Here is a 16,212-nt window from a genome sequence, read left to right as displayed (position 1 = left end):
CATGGAACGCTGGCGGCACTACGCCCGCGCGCGCTTCTTCCTCCTGGTCAACAAGCCCGCGCGCGCGGTGGAGGGCCTGGAAGCGGCATTGCGCGTCGATCCGGACTTTCATCGTGCGGCCACCAGCCTGGGCTACGCGCACGGGCTCCTGGGCAAGGACGAGCTCGCGCTGAAGGCCTTTCGCCGCGCGCTCGAGATCAAACCCAAGGACGCCGTGGTGCTCTTCGACCTCGGATTCATCCACGACCGGCTCCGCCAGTACGAGCCGGCCATCGAAGCGTTCGAGCAAGCCGTGGCGTTGAATCCCGCGCTCGACCGCGCGTGGTACGGCCTCGGGCTCGCCCGTGCCCATCGCGGGCAGCACGAGCAGGCGGCATTGGCCCTCGAGAAAGCGGCCCAGCTCCAGCCGATGAACCCGCACGCCTGGTATGCGCTGGGCATGGCCTACTACACGATCGGCGAGCCGGAGAAGCTCGCCGCGACCATTGCCCACCTCGACCGGTTCGACCCGAAAATGGCCCACCGCCTCACCCAGGAATCCTCGGCCTGACCATGCTGCTCGCGATCATCATCCTCAAAGGGCTCCTCGAAGTCCTCCTGCTCTCGCACATCGCGCAGGGCATCCTCTTCGTGTTCGCCGGGGCCACCCGCGAGCGCAACATCGTCTATAAGATCTTCGCCACCGTGAACCGGCCCATATGGAAGGCGACGCGATTCATCACGCCGCGCTTCATCGTGGACGGCCACGTGGCGTTCGTGAGCTTCTTCTTCCTGTGCGTGCTTTGGGTGGTGGTCCTCGCGGCCAAGGTCCACTACTACCTTCAGGCTAGCGCGCCGCCGGCCTGACGCGCTTCGCCTCGAGCACGGCTTGCACCAGCTCCGCGAGCGAGCTCACGCCGAGCTTCTCCATGATGTGCGAGCGGTGGGCCTCGACGGTCTTGATGCTGATGTCGAGCTCCTCGGCGATGACGCGGTTCAGCTGTCCGGCCACCACGCGGTCCATGACCTCCCGCTCGCGCTGCGTGAGCGCCGCGACGCGATCGGCGAGCATGCGCCGTTGCTCGCGCTCCGAGCGCAGCCGCGAGTCGCGCTCGAGGCACTCGCGCACCAGGGCCACGATGCGCTTGTAGTCGAACGGCTTCTCGACGAAATCGAAGGCGCCGCTCTTCACCGCCTCGACGGCCCGCGATACGTCGGCGCGGCCGGACAGGAAGATCACCGGCACCTCCACCTCGTGCGCGTTCAGGTACTGCTGGAGGTCGAGCCCGCTCATGCCCGGCATGAAGAGGTCGAGCACCAGGCAGCCGGGCTGGTTCGGCCGCCATGCCTTGAGGAAGCTCTGGGCATTGCCGAACGCCTCGACGCGCAGCTTCTCGCGCTTCATGAGCCAGGTGAGCAGCTCGCGGATCGACTCGTCGTCGTCGATCACGTAGACGATCGGCTCGGTGTCCTGCCCGGCTGCGCGCGGATCGGCGATCACGGTCCGGCCTCCGGGCGAAGCGCCGCGCGATCGGCCAGCCCGAGCAACGCGCGAACGCGCGCCACCAGCTCGCGCGTCGCGAACGGCTTCGTGAGGTAGTCGTCGGCGCCGGCCTGCAGCCCTTCGTCGCTCGAGCCGCCGCGGGCGGTCAGCATGAGCACGCGGGTCCCGCGCCATTCGGGCCGCGCGCGGATCTCCGCGCAAACCTCCAGGCCGCTCTTGAACGGCAGCATGAGGTCGAGGATCACCAGGTCCGGATGGAAGTCGGCCAGCCGCTCCAGCGCCTCGCGGCCATCCGCGGCCGTACAGGTGTCGAAGCCGTCGCGCCGCATGAGGAATTCGAGCGAGGTCACGATGCTCTCCTCATCTTCGGCGATCAGGATGCGCTGGGGCATGGCAGCACGAAGGAGAAGACGGAGCCGCGGCCGGGTGCGCTCTCGACCCACAGGCGGCCGCCGAAGTGGCCGATGATGCGCCGGCAGATCGAGAGCCCGAGGCCGGTGCCCGAAGGCTTCTGGGTGAGCGTGTCGCCGACCTGGCGGAACTTCTCGAAGATCATCGCCTGGTGCTCGGGGCTGATGCCCGGTCCGTTGTCGCGCACGTCGACGCGCACGCCGCCGCCGTCGGCCTCGAGCCTCACCTCCACGCGTCCGGTGCCGGCGGGGCAGAACTTCACCGCGTTCGAGAGAAGGTTCAGGAGCACCTGCGTCAAACGGTCGCGGTCGGCGACCACGGAAGGGACGAGCGCGGGCATCGCCGTCTCGATCGACACGCCCTTCGAGCGGAACAGCGGGCTCGTCGCATTGACGGCGTCGACGACCACTTCGCGCAGGTCCAGCTCCCCGGTGTTCCACAGCGCGTGGCCGGACTCGATCTTCGCGAGGTCCAGCACCTGGTTGATGAGGCGCGTGAGGCGCTCGGACTCCTTGATCACGAGGCCGAGGAAGCGCTGGCGCTCGGCGCCGTCGAGGTCGGGATTGTCGTGGAGGATCTCCGAGAACGCGCGGATCGAGGTGAGCGGCGTGCGCAGCTCGTGCGTCACGGTCGAGATGAAGTCGTCCTTCATCCGGTCGAGCTCCTTCAGGCGCTCATTCGCGGCCTTGAGCTCGCTCGTGGCCGCTTCCAGCTCGCGCTGCTGGTCCTCGAGGCGGTGGCTGTACGCGATCACCTGCGACGCCTCGTCGAGGATCGTCATGACCTCGTCGATGCCGAGCGGATCCTCCTGGGCGACCGTGGCCACCATCGCCCGCGCCGAGGCCGTGCCGATCGTCCCCGCGAGCTGCAGCTCGGCGTGGCGGACCAGCTCCGAATCGCCTTCGAGCTCGTCCACGCTCTTCAATCCCCGCTCGCGCGCGTAGGCGCTGAAGAGCTCGGCGGCGCGCGCCGGCCCCTGGAACCGTCCGAGGAGCGTCTGCAGCGAGGAGGCCGAAGCCGTGCCGCGCCACTGCACGCCGCGCTCGCCCGTCTGCTTGTAGACGTCGACGAACATCGTGGCCTGCGCATGCTCCGCGGCGCTCTGGCGCCCGAGCACGGAGACGCCCACGTAGAGGCCGATGTTGGCGATGAAGCTCCAGATCATCGCGTGGGTGATCTGGTCCAGCCCCGCGAGCCCGAAGAGCTGCGTCGGCCGCAGGAGATCGATCCTGAAGGGGCCCTGGTCGAGGAACTCGAGGCCGAAACCGAGCCAGCCCGATTTCGCGAACGCCGGAAGCAGCAGCGTGTACGTCCACACCAGGAAGCCCGCGGTGAGGCCGGCAAGCGCCCCGGCGCGCGTCGCACCCTTCCAGAAGAGGCCCCCGATGATCACCGGGCCGAACTGCGCGACCGCCGAGAACGAGATCAGCCCGATGGACACGAGCGCGTACGCCTCGCCCGCGAGCAAATAATAGAAGTAGCCCATCATCAGGATCGCGACGATCGCCGTGCGGCGGATGTCCAGCAGCAACGACGAGAGGTCGCCCGCCGTGACGCGGAACTTGCGCAGCCGCAGCACCACCGGCATCACGAGGTCGTTGCAGACCATGGTCGAGAGCGCGATCGTCTCCACGATCACCATCCCCGTGGCTGCCGAGAGCCCGCCGATGAACACCAGCAGCGCCAGCGCCTCGTTGCCGCGCGCCATCGGCAGCGTGAGCACGAACGTGTCGGCATCGACCCCGCTCGGAAAGTGCAGCAGGCCGCCGACCGCGATCGGCAGCACGAAGAGGTTGATCGCGAGCATGTAGAGCGGGAACACCCACATCGCGCGCTTCACGTGCTGCTCATCGACGTTCTCGATCACTGCTACTTGGAACTGGCGCGGCAGGAACATGATCGCCATCATCGAGAGCACCGTGAGCCACACCCACGAGGCGTAGCCGCCCGCCGCCTCGCCGAAGGGCGCCATCAGCGCGGCGAGATCGGGCCGCTCCGCGGCGCGGCCGAAGATGTCTCCCGGGCCTTCGTACATCACGAACGTGACGTAGACCCCCACGGCGAGGAACGCCACCAGCTTCACGATCGATTCGAACGCGATCGCGGCGACCATGCCCTCGTGGCGCTCGGCGGCGTCCAGCTGTCGGGTGCCGAAGGCGATGGTGAACATCGCGAGGAAGAGCGCCACGTAGAAAGCCGTGTCCTGCATCACGCTCACGGTGCCGGCCTTCTGCGGCATCACGATCTGCGGGTACTCGAGCAGGATCTGGAAGCTGGTGGAGATCGCCTTCAGCTGGAGCGAGATATAGGGAAGGATGCCGATCACGGCGATCACCGTGACCAGCCCGCCGATGAGGGCGCTGCGCCCGTAGCGCGCGGCGACGAAGTCCGCGAGCGAGGTCGTGCGGTTCAGCTTCGCGATGCGGATCATCTTCCGCACCACCAGCCACCACAGCACGATCATCAGCGTGGGGCCGATGTAGATCGGCAGGAAGCCCACGCCGTCGCTCGCCGCGCGCCCGACGCTCCCGTAGAAAGTCCACGCCGTCGCGTACACCGCGAGCGACAGGCTGTAGATCCACGGGTTCGCGATCACCGAGCGCCCGGCATCGGCGCGCTGGTCGGCGTAGTACGCGATGGCGAAGAGCAAGCCGATATACGCGAACGACGCGCTGACGATCACCCAGCCTTCGAGCATGGCCGCTTCAGTCCTTCCGTTCCATCACGACGGCCAGCAACACGATGAGCAGCAGCCAGGCCGCGAACATGTACGCATAGAGGACCGGGATGCCGAGGATCCGCACCGGCACGTTGAAGATCGCCAGCAGCGGGAAGTTGAACAGCACGCAGCCCAGCAGGAACAGGCAGGCCAGCTGGGTGCCGCGGCGGCCGGGACGCTTCATCGGTCGGCTCTCCGCGGCGCCAGGCGCCTACAGGTTCTGCTTCAGCTGGTCGAGGATGGCCGGGTTCTCCAGCGTCGAGACGTCCTGCGTGATCGCCTCGCCCTTCGCGATCGAGCGCAGCAGCCGGCGCATGATCTTGCCGGAGCGCGTCTTGGGCAGGTTGTCGCCGAAGCGGATGTCCTTCGGCTTGGCGATCGACCCGATCTCCTTCGCAACCCAGGCGCGGAGCTCGTTGGCCATCGCCTTGGCTTCCTCGCCGCTCGGGCGCGGACCCTTGGTCACGACGAATGCGACCACCGCTTCCCCGGTAAGGTCATCGGGGCGGCCTACCACCGCGGCCTCGGCCACGAGCTTCGAGTTGGAGACCAGCGCCGACTCGATCTCCATCGTGCCCAGGCGATGCCCCGAGACGTTCAGCACGTCGTCGATGCGGCCCATGATGGTGATGTTGCCCTTCTCGTCCTTGGTGGCGCCGTCGCCCGCGAGGTAGTACTTGCCCTGGAAGTCCTCGGGGAAATAGCTCTTCTTGAAGCGCTCCGGGTCGCCCCAGATGGTGCGGATCATCGAGGGCCAGGGCTTCTTGATCACGAGGATCCCGCCCTTGCCGTTGCCCACCGAGTGGCCGGTCTCGTCGACGATGTCGGCGATCACGCCCGGCAGCGGCGCCTGGCAGGAGCCGGGCTTCAGCGCATGCACGCCCGGCAGCGGCGTGATCATGTGGCCGCCGGTCTCGGTCTGCCACCACGTGTCGACGATCGGGCAGCGGCTGCCTCCCACCGTCTCGTAGTACCAGCGCCACGCCTCGGGGTTGATCGGCTCGCCCACGGAACCGAGGATGCGAAGGCTCTTCAGGTCGTAGTTCTTCGGAAGGTCGCCCCCCGCCTTGATCAGCGAACGGATGGCCGTGGGCGCCGTGTAGAAGATGTTGACCTTGTGGTCCTGGATCATCTTCCAGAAGCGCCCGGCATCCGGATACGTCGGCACGCCCTCGAACACCACCTGGGTGGTGCCGACCGCGAGCGGGCCGTAGGCGATGTAGGTGTGGCCCGTGACCCAGCCCACGTCGGCCGTGCACCAGAAGATGTCCTTGGGCTTGATGTCAAAGACCCACTTCATCGTGATCATCGCGTGCAGCAGGTAGCCGCCCGTCGAGTGCTGCACGCCCTTGGGCTTGCCGGTCGAGCCGGAGGTATAGAGGATGAAGAGCGGGTGCTCGGCGCCGACCCAGGTGGGCTCGCAGTCCGTGGGCTGGCCGGCGACCACGTCGCTCCACCAGGCGTCGCGCGGCGCGGTCATGGGAATGCTGGTGCCGGTGCGCTTGTAGACGACCACGCTCTTGATCGCCTCGCAGCCGCCCATGGCGAGCGCCTCGTCGATGGCGGGCTTGAGCGGGATCTCCTTGCCGCCGCGGAACTGGCCGTCGGCCGTGATCACCGCGACCGCGCCCGCATCCACGATGCGCTCCTGCACGCTCTTCGCGGAGAAGCCCCCGAACACGACGGAATGGGTGGCCCCGATGCGCGCGCAGGCCTGCATGGCGACGATCGCCTCCACGGACATCGGCATGTAGATGAGGACCCGATCACCCTTCGCGATGCCGCGCTTCTTCAGGCCGTTGGCGAACTGGCAGACCTTCTCGTAGAGCTGGCGGTAGGTGACGTGGGTCACCTTGCCGTCGTCCGCCTCGAAGACGATCGCGATCTTGTCGGGCTGCGTCTTCAGGTGCCGGTCGAGGCAGTTGTAGGAGGCGTTCAGCTCGCCGTCTTCGAACCACTTGAAGAACGGGGCATTCGACTCGTCCAGGATCCTGGTGAACGGCTTGTGCCAGAGCAGGTTCTCGCGCGCGAGCCTGGCCCAGAAGCCCTCGAAATCGCGCTCGGCCTCGTTGCACATCGCCTCGTAGGCGGCCATGCCCGAGATGTTGGCCTGCTTCACGAAGGCTTCGGGCGGCGGAAAGGCGCGGGTTTCCTGCAGGACCGACTCGATGGTCGACGACATGAATCTTCTCCTCGGGGAGTCGTTCGGAAAGGACGACGTGTTTTGTCCGATTTATAGCACAGGGCCCCGGTGGTTGCGCCCCAGTCACCGAGGGAAAACCCGGGGTTTGGCCCCAAGTCCCATATCTTATATAAGACCTATTGACGCAGCGCAACACGGGGTGCTAGCTTGGCGTCGCGTCCCCCGACCGGAACCGCCATGAACGCCCCCCTCGCCACCTCCCGCCTCACGCCCGACCGCGAAAGCGCCGCCCTCCTGGGCGACTACTGGCCCGGCATCCAGATCTACTACCCACCGGTGAAGTACGCGCCCTCCCTCGGCATCTACGAGGACCTGGACCAGGCGGCCCAGCGCTTCAAGAAGCACGCGTGCCACACCACCGCCCACACGCTGCTGTTCGACCTCGAGGACGGGTGCCGGCAGAAGGAGATGAGCCGCGAGCTGCTGCGCCGGGAGCTCCCGGGCCTCGCGCGGAAGAAGCAGGTGCAGATCGCGGTCCGCATCAACCCGTTCCGCACGGAGGAGTACGAGAAGGACCTGCAGATGATCCGCGACCTCGCCGGTTGCTTCGACGTGGTCATGCTGGCGAAGGCGGGCGAGGCCTACGGCTCGCCGGAGATTCGCGACCTTTCCGCCGTGCTCGTGGGCCTGAACGGAAACATCACCATCCAGCCGATCATCGAGCATCCGAAGTCGCTCAAGATCGCGCCCGACCTCATGCAGTACCCGACGGTGAAGCACGTCGTCTTCGGCATCCACGATTTCTCCAAGGCGATGGGCATCCACATCACGCCGAGGAACTGGATCGAGGAGCTCAAGTTCTACCTGCACGACATCCTCTTCGAGGCGCGCATCGCGGGCAAGGGCGTGATCGGCGCGGTCGAGACGCTGATCGGGCAGTCGACGATGCCCGAGGCCTGCGTGGAATCCGACGACGTCCGCCGCTGGCTGGACCTCCACGGCGACGAGGAGTCGCGCGTCGTCTACAACCACGCGCTCGCCGAGGCCTCGATGGGCCTTTCCGGCAAGCAGGTGATCCATCCCTCGCACATCCACCCGTGCAAGGTCGCGTTCACGCCTTCGCCCTCCGAGATCAAGACCAAGATGGCGATCCTCGCCGCGGCCATCGAGGCCGACGCGCTGCTGGGCGGGGCCATCAAGTTCAACGGCGAGATGCTCGACCCGCCGATGTTCGGCAAGGCGCTGCAGACGCTGCTGCGCGCCCACGCCTTGCACGCGCTCTCGGATGCGGACACCGCCTTCGCCATCGATGTGCTGAAGCGCCTCCCCGCGCAGGTCGTACGCGAGAACTGGCCGTACGGGGTCATCCTTTGAACGCCGTTCGCGAAACCGCGCGGCCCGCGCCCTTCCCGCCGTGGAAGTGGCAGGTGCCGGAATTCCTCAACATCGGCGTTGCCTGTACCGATGCTCACCTCGAAACGCCCGCGGCCGGTCGCGCCGCGATGATCGTCGAGGACGACGCGCTCGGCACGAGCACGATCACGTATGCGGAGCTCGCCGAGCGCACCAGCCGTTTCGCGCAGCTGCTTCGCCACCTCTGCGTGGGCGCGGGCGAGCGCGTGCTGATCCGGCTGCCCAACGCGATCGACTATCCCACCGCCTTCCTCGGCAGCCTGAAGCGCGCCGCGATCGCGGTGCCGACCTCGACGCTGCTCACGGCCGACGAGGTGCTCTTCCTCGCGCGCGATTCGGGCGCCGCGGCGATCGTCGTCGACAAGGCGGCCTGGCAAACGCTGGGACCGCGGCTCGCCGGCTCGGGCCTTCGCTTCGCCCTGCTCTCGGGTGCCGGCGCGGTCACGCACGTGGCCGGCATCGAATCGGTGGATCTCGACCCGGCGCTGGAGCGCATCGAAAGCTGGGAGCCGTCCGAGCCCACGCGCGCCGACGATCCCGCCTACCTCGTCTACACCTCGGGCACGACGGGATTTCCGAAGGGCGTGCTCCACGCGCACCGGTCGCTCATCGGCCGCTCGCCGGCATCGACGTATTGGTTCCCTTTCGCGGGCGACGGCGAGGGCGCCCCTGTCGACAGGATCGTCCATTCGGGCAAGTTCAACTGGACCTACGTCCTCGGCTCCGCGCTGATGGATCCGCTCTACCGCGGCAAGACCGTCATCGCCCACGAGGGCCGCAACGACGCCGCCACGTGGCCGCGCCTCATCGCGAAGCACGGCGCCACCATCTTCATCGGCGTGCCGACGATCTACCGCCAGATCCTGCAGAAGACCGAGTTCGGGAAAGCCGACGTGCCGACGCTTCGCCATTGCATGAGCGCCGGCGAGCACCTGTCCGACGAGGTCTTCGGCCAGTGGAAGGCGCGCTTCGGCCTCGACATCTACGAGGCCGTGGGCATGAGCGAGTTCAGCTACTACTTGTCGCAGGGCAAGCAGCGGCCGATCCGTCCGGGCAGCGCGGGCTTCGCGCAGCCGGGGCACGACATCGCGTTGCTCGATCCGGCGACGATGAAGCGGGTGAAGGAGGGGGAAGAGGGGATGATCTGCGTCCCGGACACAGATCCGGGCCTGTTCATCGGCTACTGGAACCGGCCGGAGGAGACGGCGCAGTCGCGCCGCGCCGGCTGGTTCCTCACCGGCGACTACGCACGCCACGACGAGGACGGCTACCTGTGGTTCCTCGGCCGGCGCGACGACATCATCAAGAGCTTCGGCTATCGCGTCTCTCCGTACGAGGTCGAGCGCGTCCTGAAGGGCCACCCGGATGTCGCGGATTGCGCCTGTGTCGGCGAGCAGGCCGGAGCCGACAAGCTCCTCGTGGTCGCGTACGTGATTCCCCACCCCGGAGCGAAGGTCGCGCCGGAAGCGCTGCTCGCCTATGGCCGCGAGCATCTCGCCGCGTACAAGGCACCCAAGGCGGTCTATCTCGCCCGGGATTTTCCCCGCACCCGCAATGGTAAGATTCTGCGTCGGGAAATCACGCCTTCGATCGCCGTTTCGCGCTCCTCCGCCTGACATCCCGCCGCAACCTCACGCCCGGAACATGACGCTTCCGGGTGTTTTCCATTTTTTGGCGCACACAATGAACGAACAAAAGCCCTTCCAGCCCCTGAAGCCCCTCCCCAACCTGATCTTCATGAGCCGGTGGCTGCAGCTGCCGCTCTATCTCGGCCTGATCGTCGCCCAGGGGATCTACGTCTGGGTCTTCTGGCAGGAGCTCTTCCACCTCGTGATGGCGACCTTCGGCAACGCCGACTCGCTCACCCACGTGCTCGATGCGGTCACGGTGGAAGGCGGCCAGCGCGCCGCCAAGCCCAACGAGACGGTGCTGATGCTCGTGGTGCTGGGCCTGATCGACGTGGTGATGATCTCCAACCTGCTCATCATGGTGATCGTCGGCGGCTACGAGACCTTCGTCTCGCGCATGGGTCTGCAGAACCATCCGGACCAGCCGGAGTGGCTCTCGTCGGTGAACGCCTCGGTGCTGAAGGTGAAGCTCGCGACGGCCATCATCGGCATCTCGTCGATCCACCTGCTGAAGACGTTCATCAACGCCGCGCACTATCCCGACCGCGTGATCATCGCCCAGGTCGGCATCCACCTCGTCTTCCTGTTCTCGGCGCTGGCGATCGCCGCATCCGACCGCCTGATGCCGCACGGTCCCTCCCCCGACAAGCCAGCCAAGCATTAGAGGCCCGCCATGACCACGATCCGCGAAGAAGACTTCATCCAGTCCGTCGCCGACGGCTTCCAGTTCATCAGCTGCTATCACCCGATGGATTACATCTTGCCGCTCGTGGAGGCCTACGAGCGCGAGGAGTCTCCCGCCGCGAAGGATGCGATGGCGCAGATCCTCATCAACTCGCGCATGGCAGCGGAGGGCCGGCGCCCGATGTGCCAGGACACGGGCATCGCGATCGCTTTCATCAAGGTCGGCATGGATGTCCGCTGGGACACGAAGAAATCGCTGCAGGAGCTGGTGGACGAAGGCGTTCGCCGCGCCTACACCGACAAGGACAACCCGCTGCGCGCCTCGATGCTCGCGGATCCGGACGGCAAGCGGAAGAGCACGGGCGACAACACGCCGTCGGTCACGCACGTCGAGCTCGTCCCGGGCAACACGGTCGACGTGGTCGTCGCCGCGAAGGGCGGCGGCTCGGAGAACAAGTCGAAGTTCGCGATGCTGCTGCCCTCCGACAACATCGTCGACTGGGTGCTGCAGCAGGTGCCGACGATGGGCGCGGACTGGTGCCCGCCCGGCATGCTCTCGCTCGGCATCGGCGGCTCGCCTGAGAAGGCGATGCTGATGGCCAAGTGGGCGATGATGGAGCCGCTCAACATCCATGAGCTGAAGGCTCGCGGACCGAAGACGCGCAGCGAAGAGCTGCGCCTCGAGCTCTACGAGAAGGTGAACGCGCTCGGCATCGGCGCCCAGGGCCTGGGCGGCCTGACCACCGTGCTCGACGTGAAGGTCACGGACTACCCGACGCACGCCGCGTCGAAGCCCGTGGCGCTCCTGCCCAACTGCGCCGCCACGCGCCACGTGCACTTCGTGCTCGATGGCTCGGGCCCCGCCAAGTTGGAGCCCCCCTCGCTCGACGCGTGGCCGAAGCTCGCGTTCGACACGTCGAAGAGCAAGCGCGTGAACCTCGACACCCTGGACAAGGCCGAGATCGCCACGTGGAAGGCCGGCGACCGCCTGCTGCTGAACGGCAAGCTGCTCACCGGCCGCGACGCGGCGCACAAGCGGCTGGTCGAGATGCTCGACAAGGGCGAGAAGATGCCCGTCGACTTCACCAACCGGTTCATCTATTACGTGGGCCCCGTCGATGCGGTTCGCGACGAGGTGGTCGGCCCCGCGGGCCCCACGACCAGCTCGCGCATGGACAAGTTCGTTGAACCGATGCTGGCGCAGACCGGTCTCATCGGCATGGTGGGCAAGAGCGAGCGCAAGGAAGCGGCCACCGCGTCGATCAAGAAGCACGGCGCGGTGTATTGCATTGCCGTCGGCGGCGCGGCGTACCTCGTCTCCAAGGCCATCAAGGGCTCGAAGCTCATCGCGTTCGAGGACCTCGGCATGGAAGCCATCCGCGAGTTCGAGGTGAAGGACATGCCGGTCACGGTGGCCGTGGATTCCACCGGCAACGCGGTACACAAGAGCGGGCCGGCGGAGTGGAGAGCCAAGATCGGCAAGATCCCCGTCGCGGTGGTTTGACGGCGCAACACCCTCCCGTCGCCGCCACGGGAAGCTCTGACGCGCTCCACCTCGCGCGTCTCGCGCGTGAACGCCGTCCGCTGCTGGTCCTCGCCGCCTCCGCCCTCGACGCCGAGCGCCTGCGCGCGGAGATCGCGTGGTTCGATCCCCACCTGCGCGTGCACCGCCTGCCGGACTGGGAGATCCTTCCCTACGACCAGTTCTCGCCGCACCCCGATCTCGTCTCCGAGCGCCTTGCGACGCTTTGGCAACTGGCCGCAGGGGCGTTCGACGTAGCCATCGCGCCGGTGACCACCGCGCTGCAGCGCCTGGCGCCCAAGGCCTACCTCGCGGGCCGCACCTTCGACCTGAAGCAGAAGGAGAAGCTCGACCTCAACGCGCTGCGCGACCAGCTCGTCACCGCCGGCTACGCGCACGTGCAGCAGGTGATGTCCCCGGGAGAGTTCTGCATCCGCGGCGGGTTGATCGACCTCTTCCCCGCGGGCAGCGCGATTCCTTACCGCATCGACCTCCTCGGCGACGAGATCGAGACCATCCGCACTTTCGATGTGGACACGCAGCGATCGATCTACCCGGTGCCTTCGATCCGCATGCTGCCCGCGCGCGAGTTCCCGCTCGACGAGACCGGCCGCGCGAAATTCCGTGACGCGTTCCGCGAGCGCTTCGAGCGCGACCCGACGCGATCGCGCATCTACAAGGATGTCTCGAGCGGCCTGGCACCCGCCGGCGTGGAAGGCTACCTGCCGCTCTTCTTCGAGGCGACCGCGACGATCTTCGACTACGTCCCCGACGACACGGCCTTCGTGCTGCACGGCCCGGTGTCGCAGGCGGGCGAGGCCTTCTGGAAGGATCTCAAGTCGCGCTACGAGCTCCTGCGCGGCGATGCGGACCGTCCCCTGCTCGAGCCGCGCGAGCTCTACCTCCCGGTCGAGGACCTTTTCGTGGGCCTCGCGGAGTTCGATCGCTACGACGTGAAGGCCGCGCTGGGCGACGAGGCCGCGCAGCAAGGTCTTCCGCGCCTCGACGTCGACCGCCGCTCGGTCGAACCGCTGCGGGCCTTGAAAGCCTACGTGGATGGTTTCGACGGACGCGTGCTCATCGTCGCCGAAGGCCCCGGCCGGCGCGAGACGCTGTCGCAGTTCTTCGGCGAGCACGATTTCCATCCGGCGCTGGTCGACGACTGGGACCGCTTCCGCCATTCCGCCCACCCCCTCGCACTCACCTATGGCCCGGTTGCCGCGGGCTTCCAGGTTCCGGGGGAGAACATCGCGATCCTCACCGAGGCCGAGCTCTATCCCGGCCAGGTGCGCCAGGCGCGAAGGCGCGATGCGCGCGCGCGTTCGAGCGCCGAGGGGATGGTGCGCGATCTCGCCGAGGTGAAGGCGGGAGACCCCGTCGTCCACAGCCAGCACGGCATCGGCCGCTATCACGGCCTGGTCACGATGGACCTCGGCGAAGGGCCTACCGAGTTCCTGCACCTCGAATACGAAGGCGGCGACAAGCTCTACGTGCCGGTGTCGCAGTTGCACGTGATCAGCCGCTACACCGGCGCCGCACCGGACCAGGCGCCGCTGCATCGCCTCGGCAGCGGCCAGTGGGACAAGGCCAAGCGGCGCGCCGCGAAGCAGGTGCGTGACACGGCGGCGGAGCTGCTCGACCTCTACGCCAAGAGGGCTGCGCGCCAGGGCTATGCCTTCCCGCTCTCGGCGAAGGACTTCGAGGCGTTCTCGGCGGGCTTCGAGTTCGAGGAGACGCCCGACCAGGCCGCGGCCATCGAGGCCACGGTGAAGGACATGACGAGCGGCAAGCCGATGGACCGGCTCGTGTGCGGCGACGTGGGCTTCGGCAAGACCGAGGTCGCGATGCGCGCGGCGTTCGTCGCGGTCGCTGCCGGAAAGCAGGTTGCCATCCTCGTGCCCACGACGCTCCTGGCCGAGCAGCACTTCGGCAACTTCAGCGACCGCTTCTCGCAGTTCCCGGTGAAGATCGCCGAGCTCTCGCGCTTCCGCAACGCGAAGGAGATCGACGCGGCGGTGGCGGGGCTTGCCAGCGGCGGCATCGACATCGCGATCGGCACGCACAAGCTGATCCAGAGCGACGTCGTGTTCAAGAACCTGGGGCTCGTGATCATCGACGAGGAGCATCGCTTCGGCGTGCGCCAGAAGGAGCAGCTGAAGAAGCTGCGCTCCGAGGTCGACGTGCTGACGCTCACCGCCACTCCCATCCCGCGCACGCTCGCGATGTCGCTGGAAGGGCTGCGCGATTTCTCCGTGATCGCCACCGCGCCCCAGCGCCGCCTGGCGATCAAGACGTTCGTGAACCGCTACTCGAAGGGCATCGTGCGCGAAGCGGTGCTGCGGGAGCTGAAGCGCGGCGGCCAGGCCTATTACCTGCACAACGAGGTCTCGACGATCGAGAATGCGAGGGCCGATCTCGAGGAGTTGCTGCCCGAGGCGCGCATCTCGGTGGCGCACGGCCAGATGCGCGAGCGCGACCTCGAAGGCGTGATGCGCGACTTCTACCACCAGCGCAGCAACGTGCTGCTGTGCTCGACCATCATCGAGACCGGCATCGACGTGCCCACGGCGAACACGATCCTCATCAACCGTGCCGATCGCATGGGCCTGGCGCAGCTCCACCAGCTGCGGGGCCGCGTCGGCCGCTCGCACCACCAGGCGTATGCCTACCTGCTCACGCCGCCCGAGGAAGCGCTGAACGCCAACGCGAAGAAGCGCTTGGAGGCGATCCAGATGATGGAAGACCTCGGCGCCGGCTTCTACCTCGCGATGCACGACCTCGAGATCCGCGGGGCCGGCGAGGTGCTGGGCGATTCGCAGTCGGGCGGCATCCACGACGTCGGCTTCGCGCTCTACACCGAGATGCTCGATACCGCGGTGAAGTCGCTCAAGGCCGGCAAGGAGCCCGACCTCTCGCAGCCGCTCAACGTGGCTACCGAGGTGAACCTGCACACGCCCGCGTTGCTCCCGGAGGTGTATTGCCCGGATGTCCACGAGCGCCTCGTGCTCTACAAGCGTCTCGCCAACTGCAACAGCGACGAGGACCTCGGCCGCCTCACCGAGGAGCTGGTCGACCGCTTCGGCCCGCTGCCGGATCCGACCCGCACGCTCCTCGAGGCGCATCGGCTGCGCGTCCAGGGCGCTCCCCTCGGCGTGACCAAGATCGACGCCGCCCCCTCCGGCATCGTGGTGCAGTTCATGGCCGAGCCTCCGATCGATGCGCGCAAGGTCCTCAAGCTCGTGCAGTCGGACCGCACGTACAAGCTTCCGGGTCCGGACCGCGTGCGCATCGACATGAAGCACGACGACCTCAAGGCCCGCGCCGGCGAGGTCCGCCAGTTCCTGAAGAAGCTCGCATGACGACCGACCTCGTGATCCAGGGCGAAGACGTCCCCACGCCGGATCTCAAGCGGCTGCACGCGATCGCGCATGGGGATTTCATCCAGCGCGCGGGCGAGGCCTTCCGCATCACGGGGGCGGATCCTGCGACGCGTACAGCGGTGGCCGAGCATTGCGCCGAAGCGAAGCTCGACTGGGCCTTCGTGCCCGCGGGCCGCAAGCTCGCCGACTTCGGCCTGCTCGCGATGGACATGGATTCGACGCTGATCTCGATCGAGTGCATCGACGAGATCGCCGACTTCGCCGGCCGCAAGGCGGAGGTGGCCGCCGTCACGGCCGCGGCGATGCGCGGCGAGATCGACTGGCCGGAGAGCCTGCGCCAGCGTGTGGCCCAATTGGCCGGCCTCGAAGAGTCGGTTCTCCGCCGCGTGTACGACGAGCGCCTGCGCTTCAACCCGGGCGCCGAGAAGCTCATCGCCGCCGCTCGCGCCGCGGGCGTCACCACGTTGCTCGTCTCCGGCGGCTTCACCTATTTCACCGACCGCGTGCGCGATCGCCTCTCGCTCGATCACGCCTATTCCAACGTGCTGGTGATCGAAGGCGGCAAGCTCGCCGGAACGACCACCGGCCCGCTGGTCGATGCGCGCGGCAAGGCCGCCCATGTGGCACGCGTCGCGGCTTCGCTCACGCTGCCGCGCGACCGTATCCTCGCGATCGGCGACGGCGCCAACGACCTGCCGATGATGGCCGAAGCCGGGACCAGCATCGCCTATCACGCGAAGGCGGTGGTGAAGGCGCAAGCCACCTACGCCCTCGACTTCGTGGGGCTGGACGGCGTGCTGGGCTTGTTTCCCGGGACGTGATCCCGGGC

At 67.5% G+C, this 16,212-nt stretch carries 13 protein-coding genes; 8 read left to right on the top strand and 5 right to left on the bottom strand.

The features are described from left to right. The first annotated feature begins 1 nt into the window (after nucleotide 1). Both DSM104443_RS06685 and DSM104443_RS06680 read left to right on the top strand, forming a co-directional pair. A complete protein-coding gene (locus DSM104443_RS06685) occupies nucleotides 2-550 on the top strand; it encodes a tetratricopeptide repeat protein (protein ID WP_171090648.1) in 549 nt (182 codons plus the stop codon). 2 nt (nucleotides 551-552) lie between these two features. Then, nucleotides 553-846: a hypothetical protein gene (locus DSM104443_RS06680; RefSeq protein ID WP_171090646.1), complete on the top strand. Its 294-nt coding sequence runs from the start codon at nucleotides 553-555 to the stop codon at nucleotides 844-846. On the opposite strand, the gene DSM104443_RS06675 is transcribed toward DSM104443_RS06680, so the two are convergent. The 5 genes from DSM104443_RS06675 to acs are packed head-to-tail and all read right to left on the bottom strand — an operon-like array spanning nucleotide 827 to nucleotide 6,795. After that, on the bottom strand, nucleotides 827-1,480 hold the full coding sequence (locus tag DSM104443_RS06675) for a response regulator transcription factor (protein ID WP_212757004.1): 654 nt from the start codon (nucleotides 1,478-1,480) through the stop codon (nucleotides 827-829). The genes DSM104443_RS06680 and DSM104443_RS06675 overlap by 20 nt on opposite strands. Then, on the bottom strand, nucleotides 1,477-1,875 hold the full coding sequence (locus tag DSM104443_RS06670) for a response regulator transcription factor (protein ID WP_171090644.1): 399 nt from the start codon (nucleotides 1,873-1,875) through the stop codon (nucleotides 1,477-1,479). Before DSM104443_RS06670 ends, DSM104443_RS06675 begins: the two co-directional genes overlap by 4 nt. Continuing rightward, nucleotides 1,857-4,592, bottom strand: a complete 2,736-nt coding sequence (locus tag DSM104443_RS06665) for a sensor histidine kinase (protein ID WP_171090642.1) — start codon at nucleotides 4,590-4,592, stop codon at nucleotides 1,857-1,859. The genes DSM104443_RS06670 and DSM104443_RS06665 overlap by 19 nt, the downstream gene beginning before the upstream one ends. 7 nt (nucleotides 4,593-4,599) lie before the next feature. Continuing rightward, nucleotides 4,600-4,797, bottom strand: a complete 198-nt coding sequence (locus tag DSM104443_RS06660) for a hypothetical protein (RefSeq protein WP_171090640.1) — start codon at nucleotides 4,795-4,797, stop codon at nucleotides 4,600-4,602. 27 nt (nucleotides 4,798-4,824) lie between these two features. Then, nucleotides 4,825-6,795, bottom strand: coding sequence for an acetate--CoA ligase (acs, locus tag DSM104443_RS06655; protein WP_171090638.1), 1,971 nt, complete (start codon nucleotides 6,793-6,795; stop codon nucleotides 4,825-4,827). 198 nt (nucleotides 6,796-6,993) lie between these two features. Between acs and DSM104443_RS06650 the strand changes: the two genes are divergently transcribed. The 6 genes from DSM104443_RS06650 to serB all read left to right on the top strand — a co-directional run bounded on the left by DSM104443_RS06650 (nucleotide 6,994) and on the right by serB (nucleotide 16,204). Continuing rightward, entirely contained in the window at nucleotides 6,994-8,130 is a 1,137-nt protein-coding gene (locus DSM104443_RS06650) for an HpcH/HpaI aldolase/citrate lyase family protein (RefSeq protein WP_171090636.1), read from the top strand. Continuing rightward, nucleotides 8,127-9,785 (top strand): acetate--CoA ligase, encoded by a 1,659-nt coding sequence (locus DSM104443_RS06645; RefSeq protein WP_171090635.1) that lies wholly within the window; start codon nucleotides 8,127-8,129, stop codon nucleotides 9,783-9,785. Before DSM104443_RS06650 ends, DSM104443_RS06645 begins: the two co-directional genes overlap by 4 nt. Nucleotides 9,786-9,852: 67 nt before the next feature. Next, nucleotides 9,853-10,461, top strand: a complete 609-nt coding sequence (locus DSM104443_RS06640; RefSeq protein ID WP_171090633.1) for a YqhA family protein — start codon at nucleotides 9,853-9,855, stop codon at nucleotides 10,459-10,461. Nucleotides 10,462-10,470: 9 nt separating this feature from the next. Continuing rightward, nucleotides 10,471-11,985: a fumarate hydratase gene (locus DSM104443_RS06635; RefSeq protein ID WP_171090631.1), complete on the top strand. Its 1,515-nt coding sequence runs from the start codon at nucleotides 10,471-10,473 to the stop codon at nucleotides 11,983-11,985. Beyond that, a complete protein-coding gene (gene mfd, locus DSM104443_RS06630; RefSeq protein WP_171090628.1) occupies nucleotides 11,982-15,362 on the top strand; it encodes a transcription-repair coupling factor in 3,381 nt (1,126 codons plus the stop codon). Before DSM104443_RS06635 ends, mfd begins: the two co-directional genes overlap by 4 nt. Continuing rightward, complete coding sequence (gene serB / locus DSM104443_RS06625; protein WP_171090626.1) at nucleotides 15,359-16,204, top strand: phosphoserine phosphatase SerB; 846 nt, start codon at nucleotides 15,359-15,361, stop codon at nucleotides 16,202-16,204. The genes mfd and serB overlap by 4 nt, the downstream gene beginning before the upstream one ends. Nucleotides 16,205-16,212: the final 8 nt, after the last annotated feature.

The sequence above is a fragment of the Usitatibacter rugosus genome (genome assembly GCF_013003965.1).
In the GTDB taxonomy this organism is placed as follows: domain Bacteria; phylum Pseudomonadota; class Gammaproteobacteria; order Burkholderiales; family Usitatibacteraceae; genus Usitatibacter; species Usitatibacter rugosus.
Note: the sequence above shows the minus strand (reverse complement) of the source record. Positions and strands in the feature narration are given on the sequence as shown.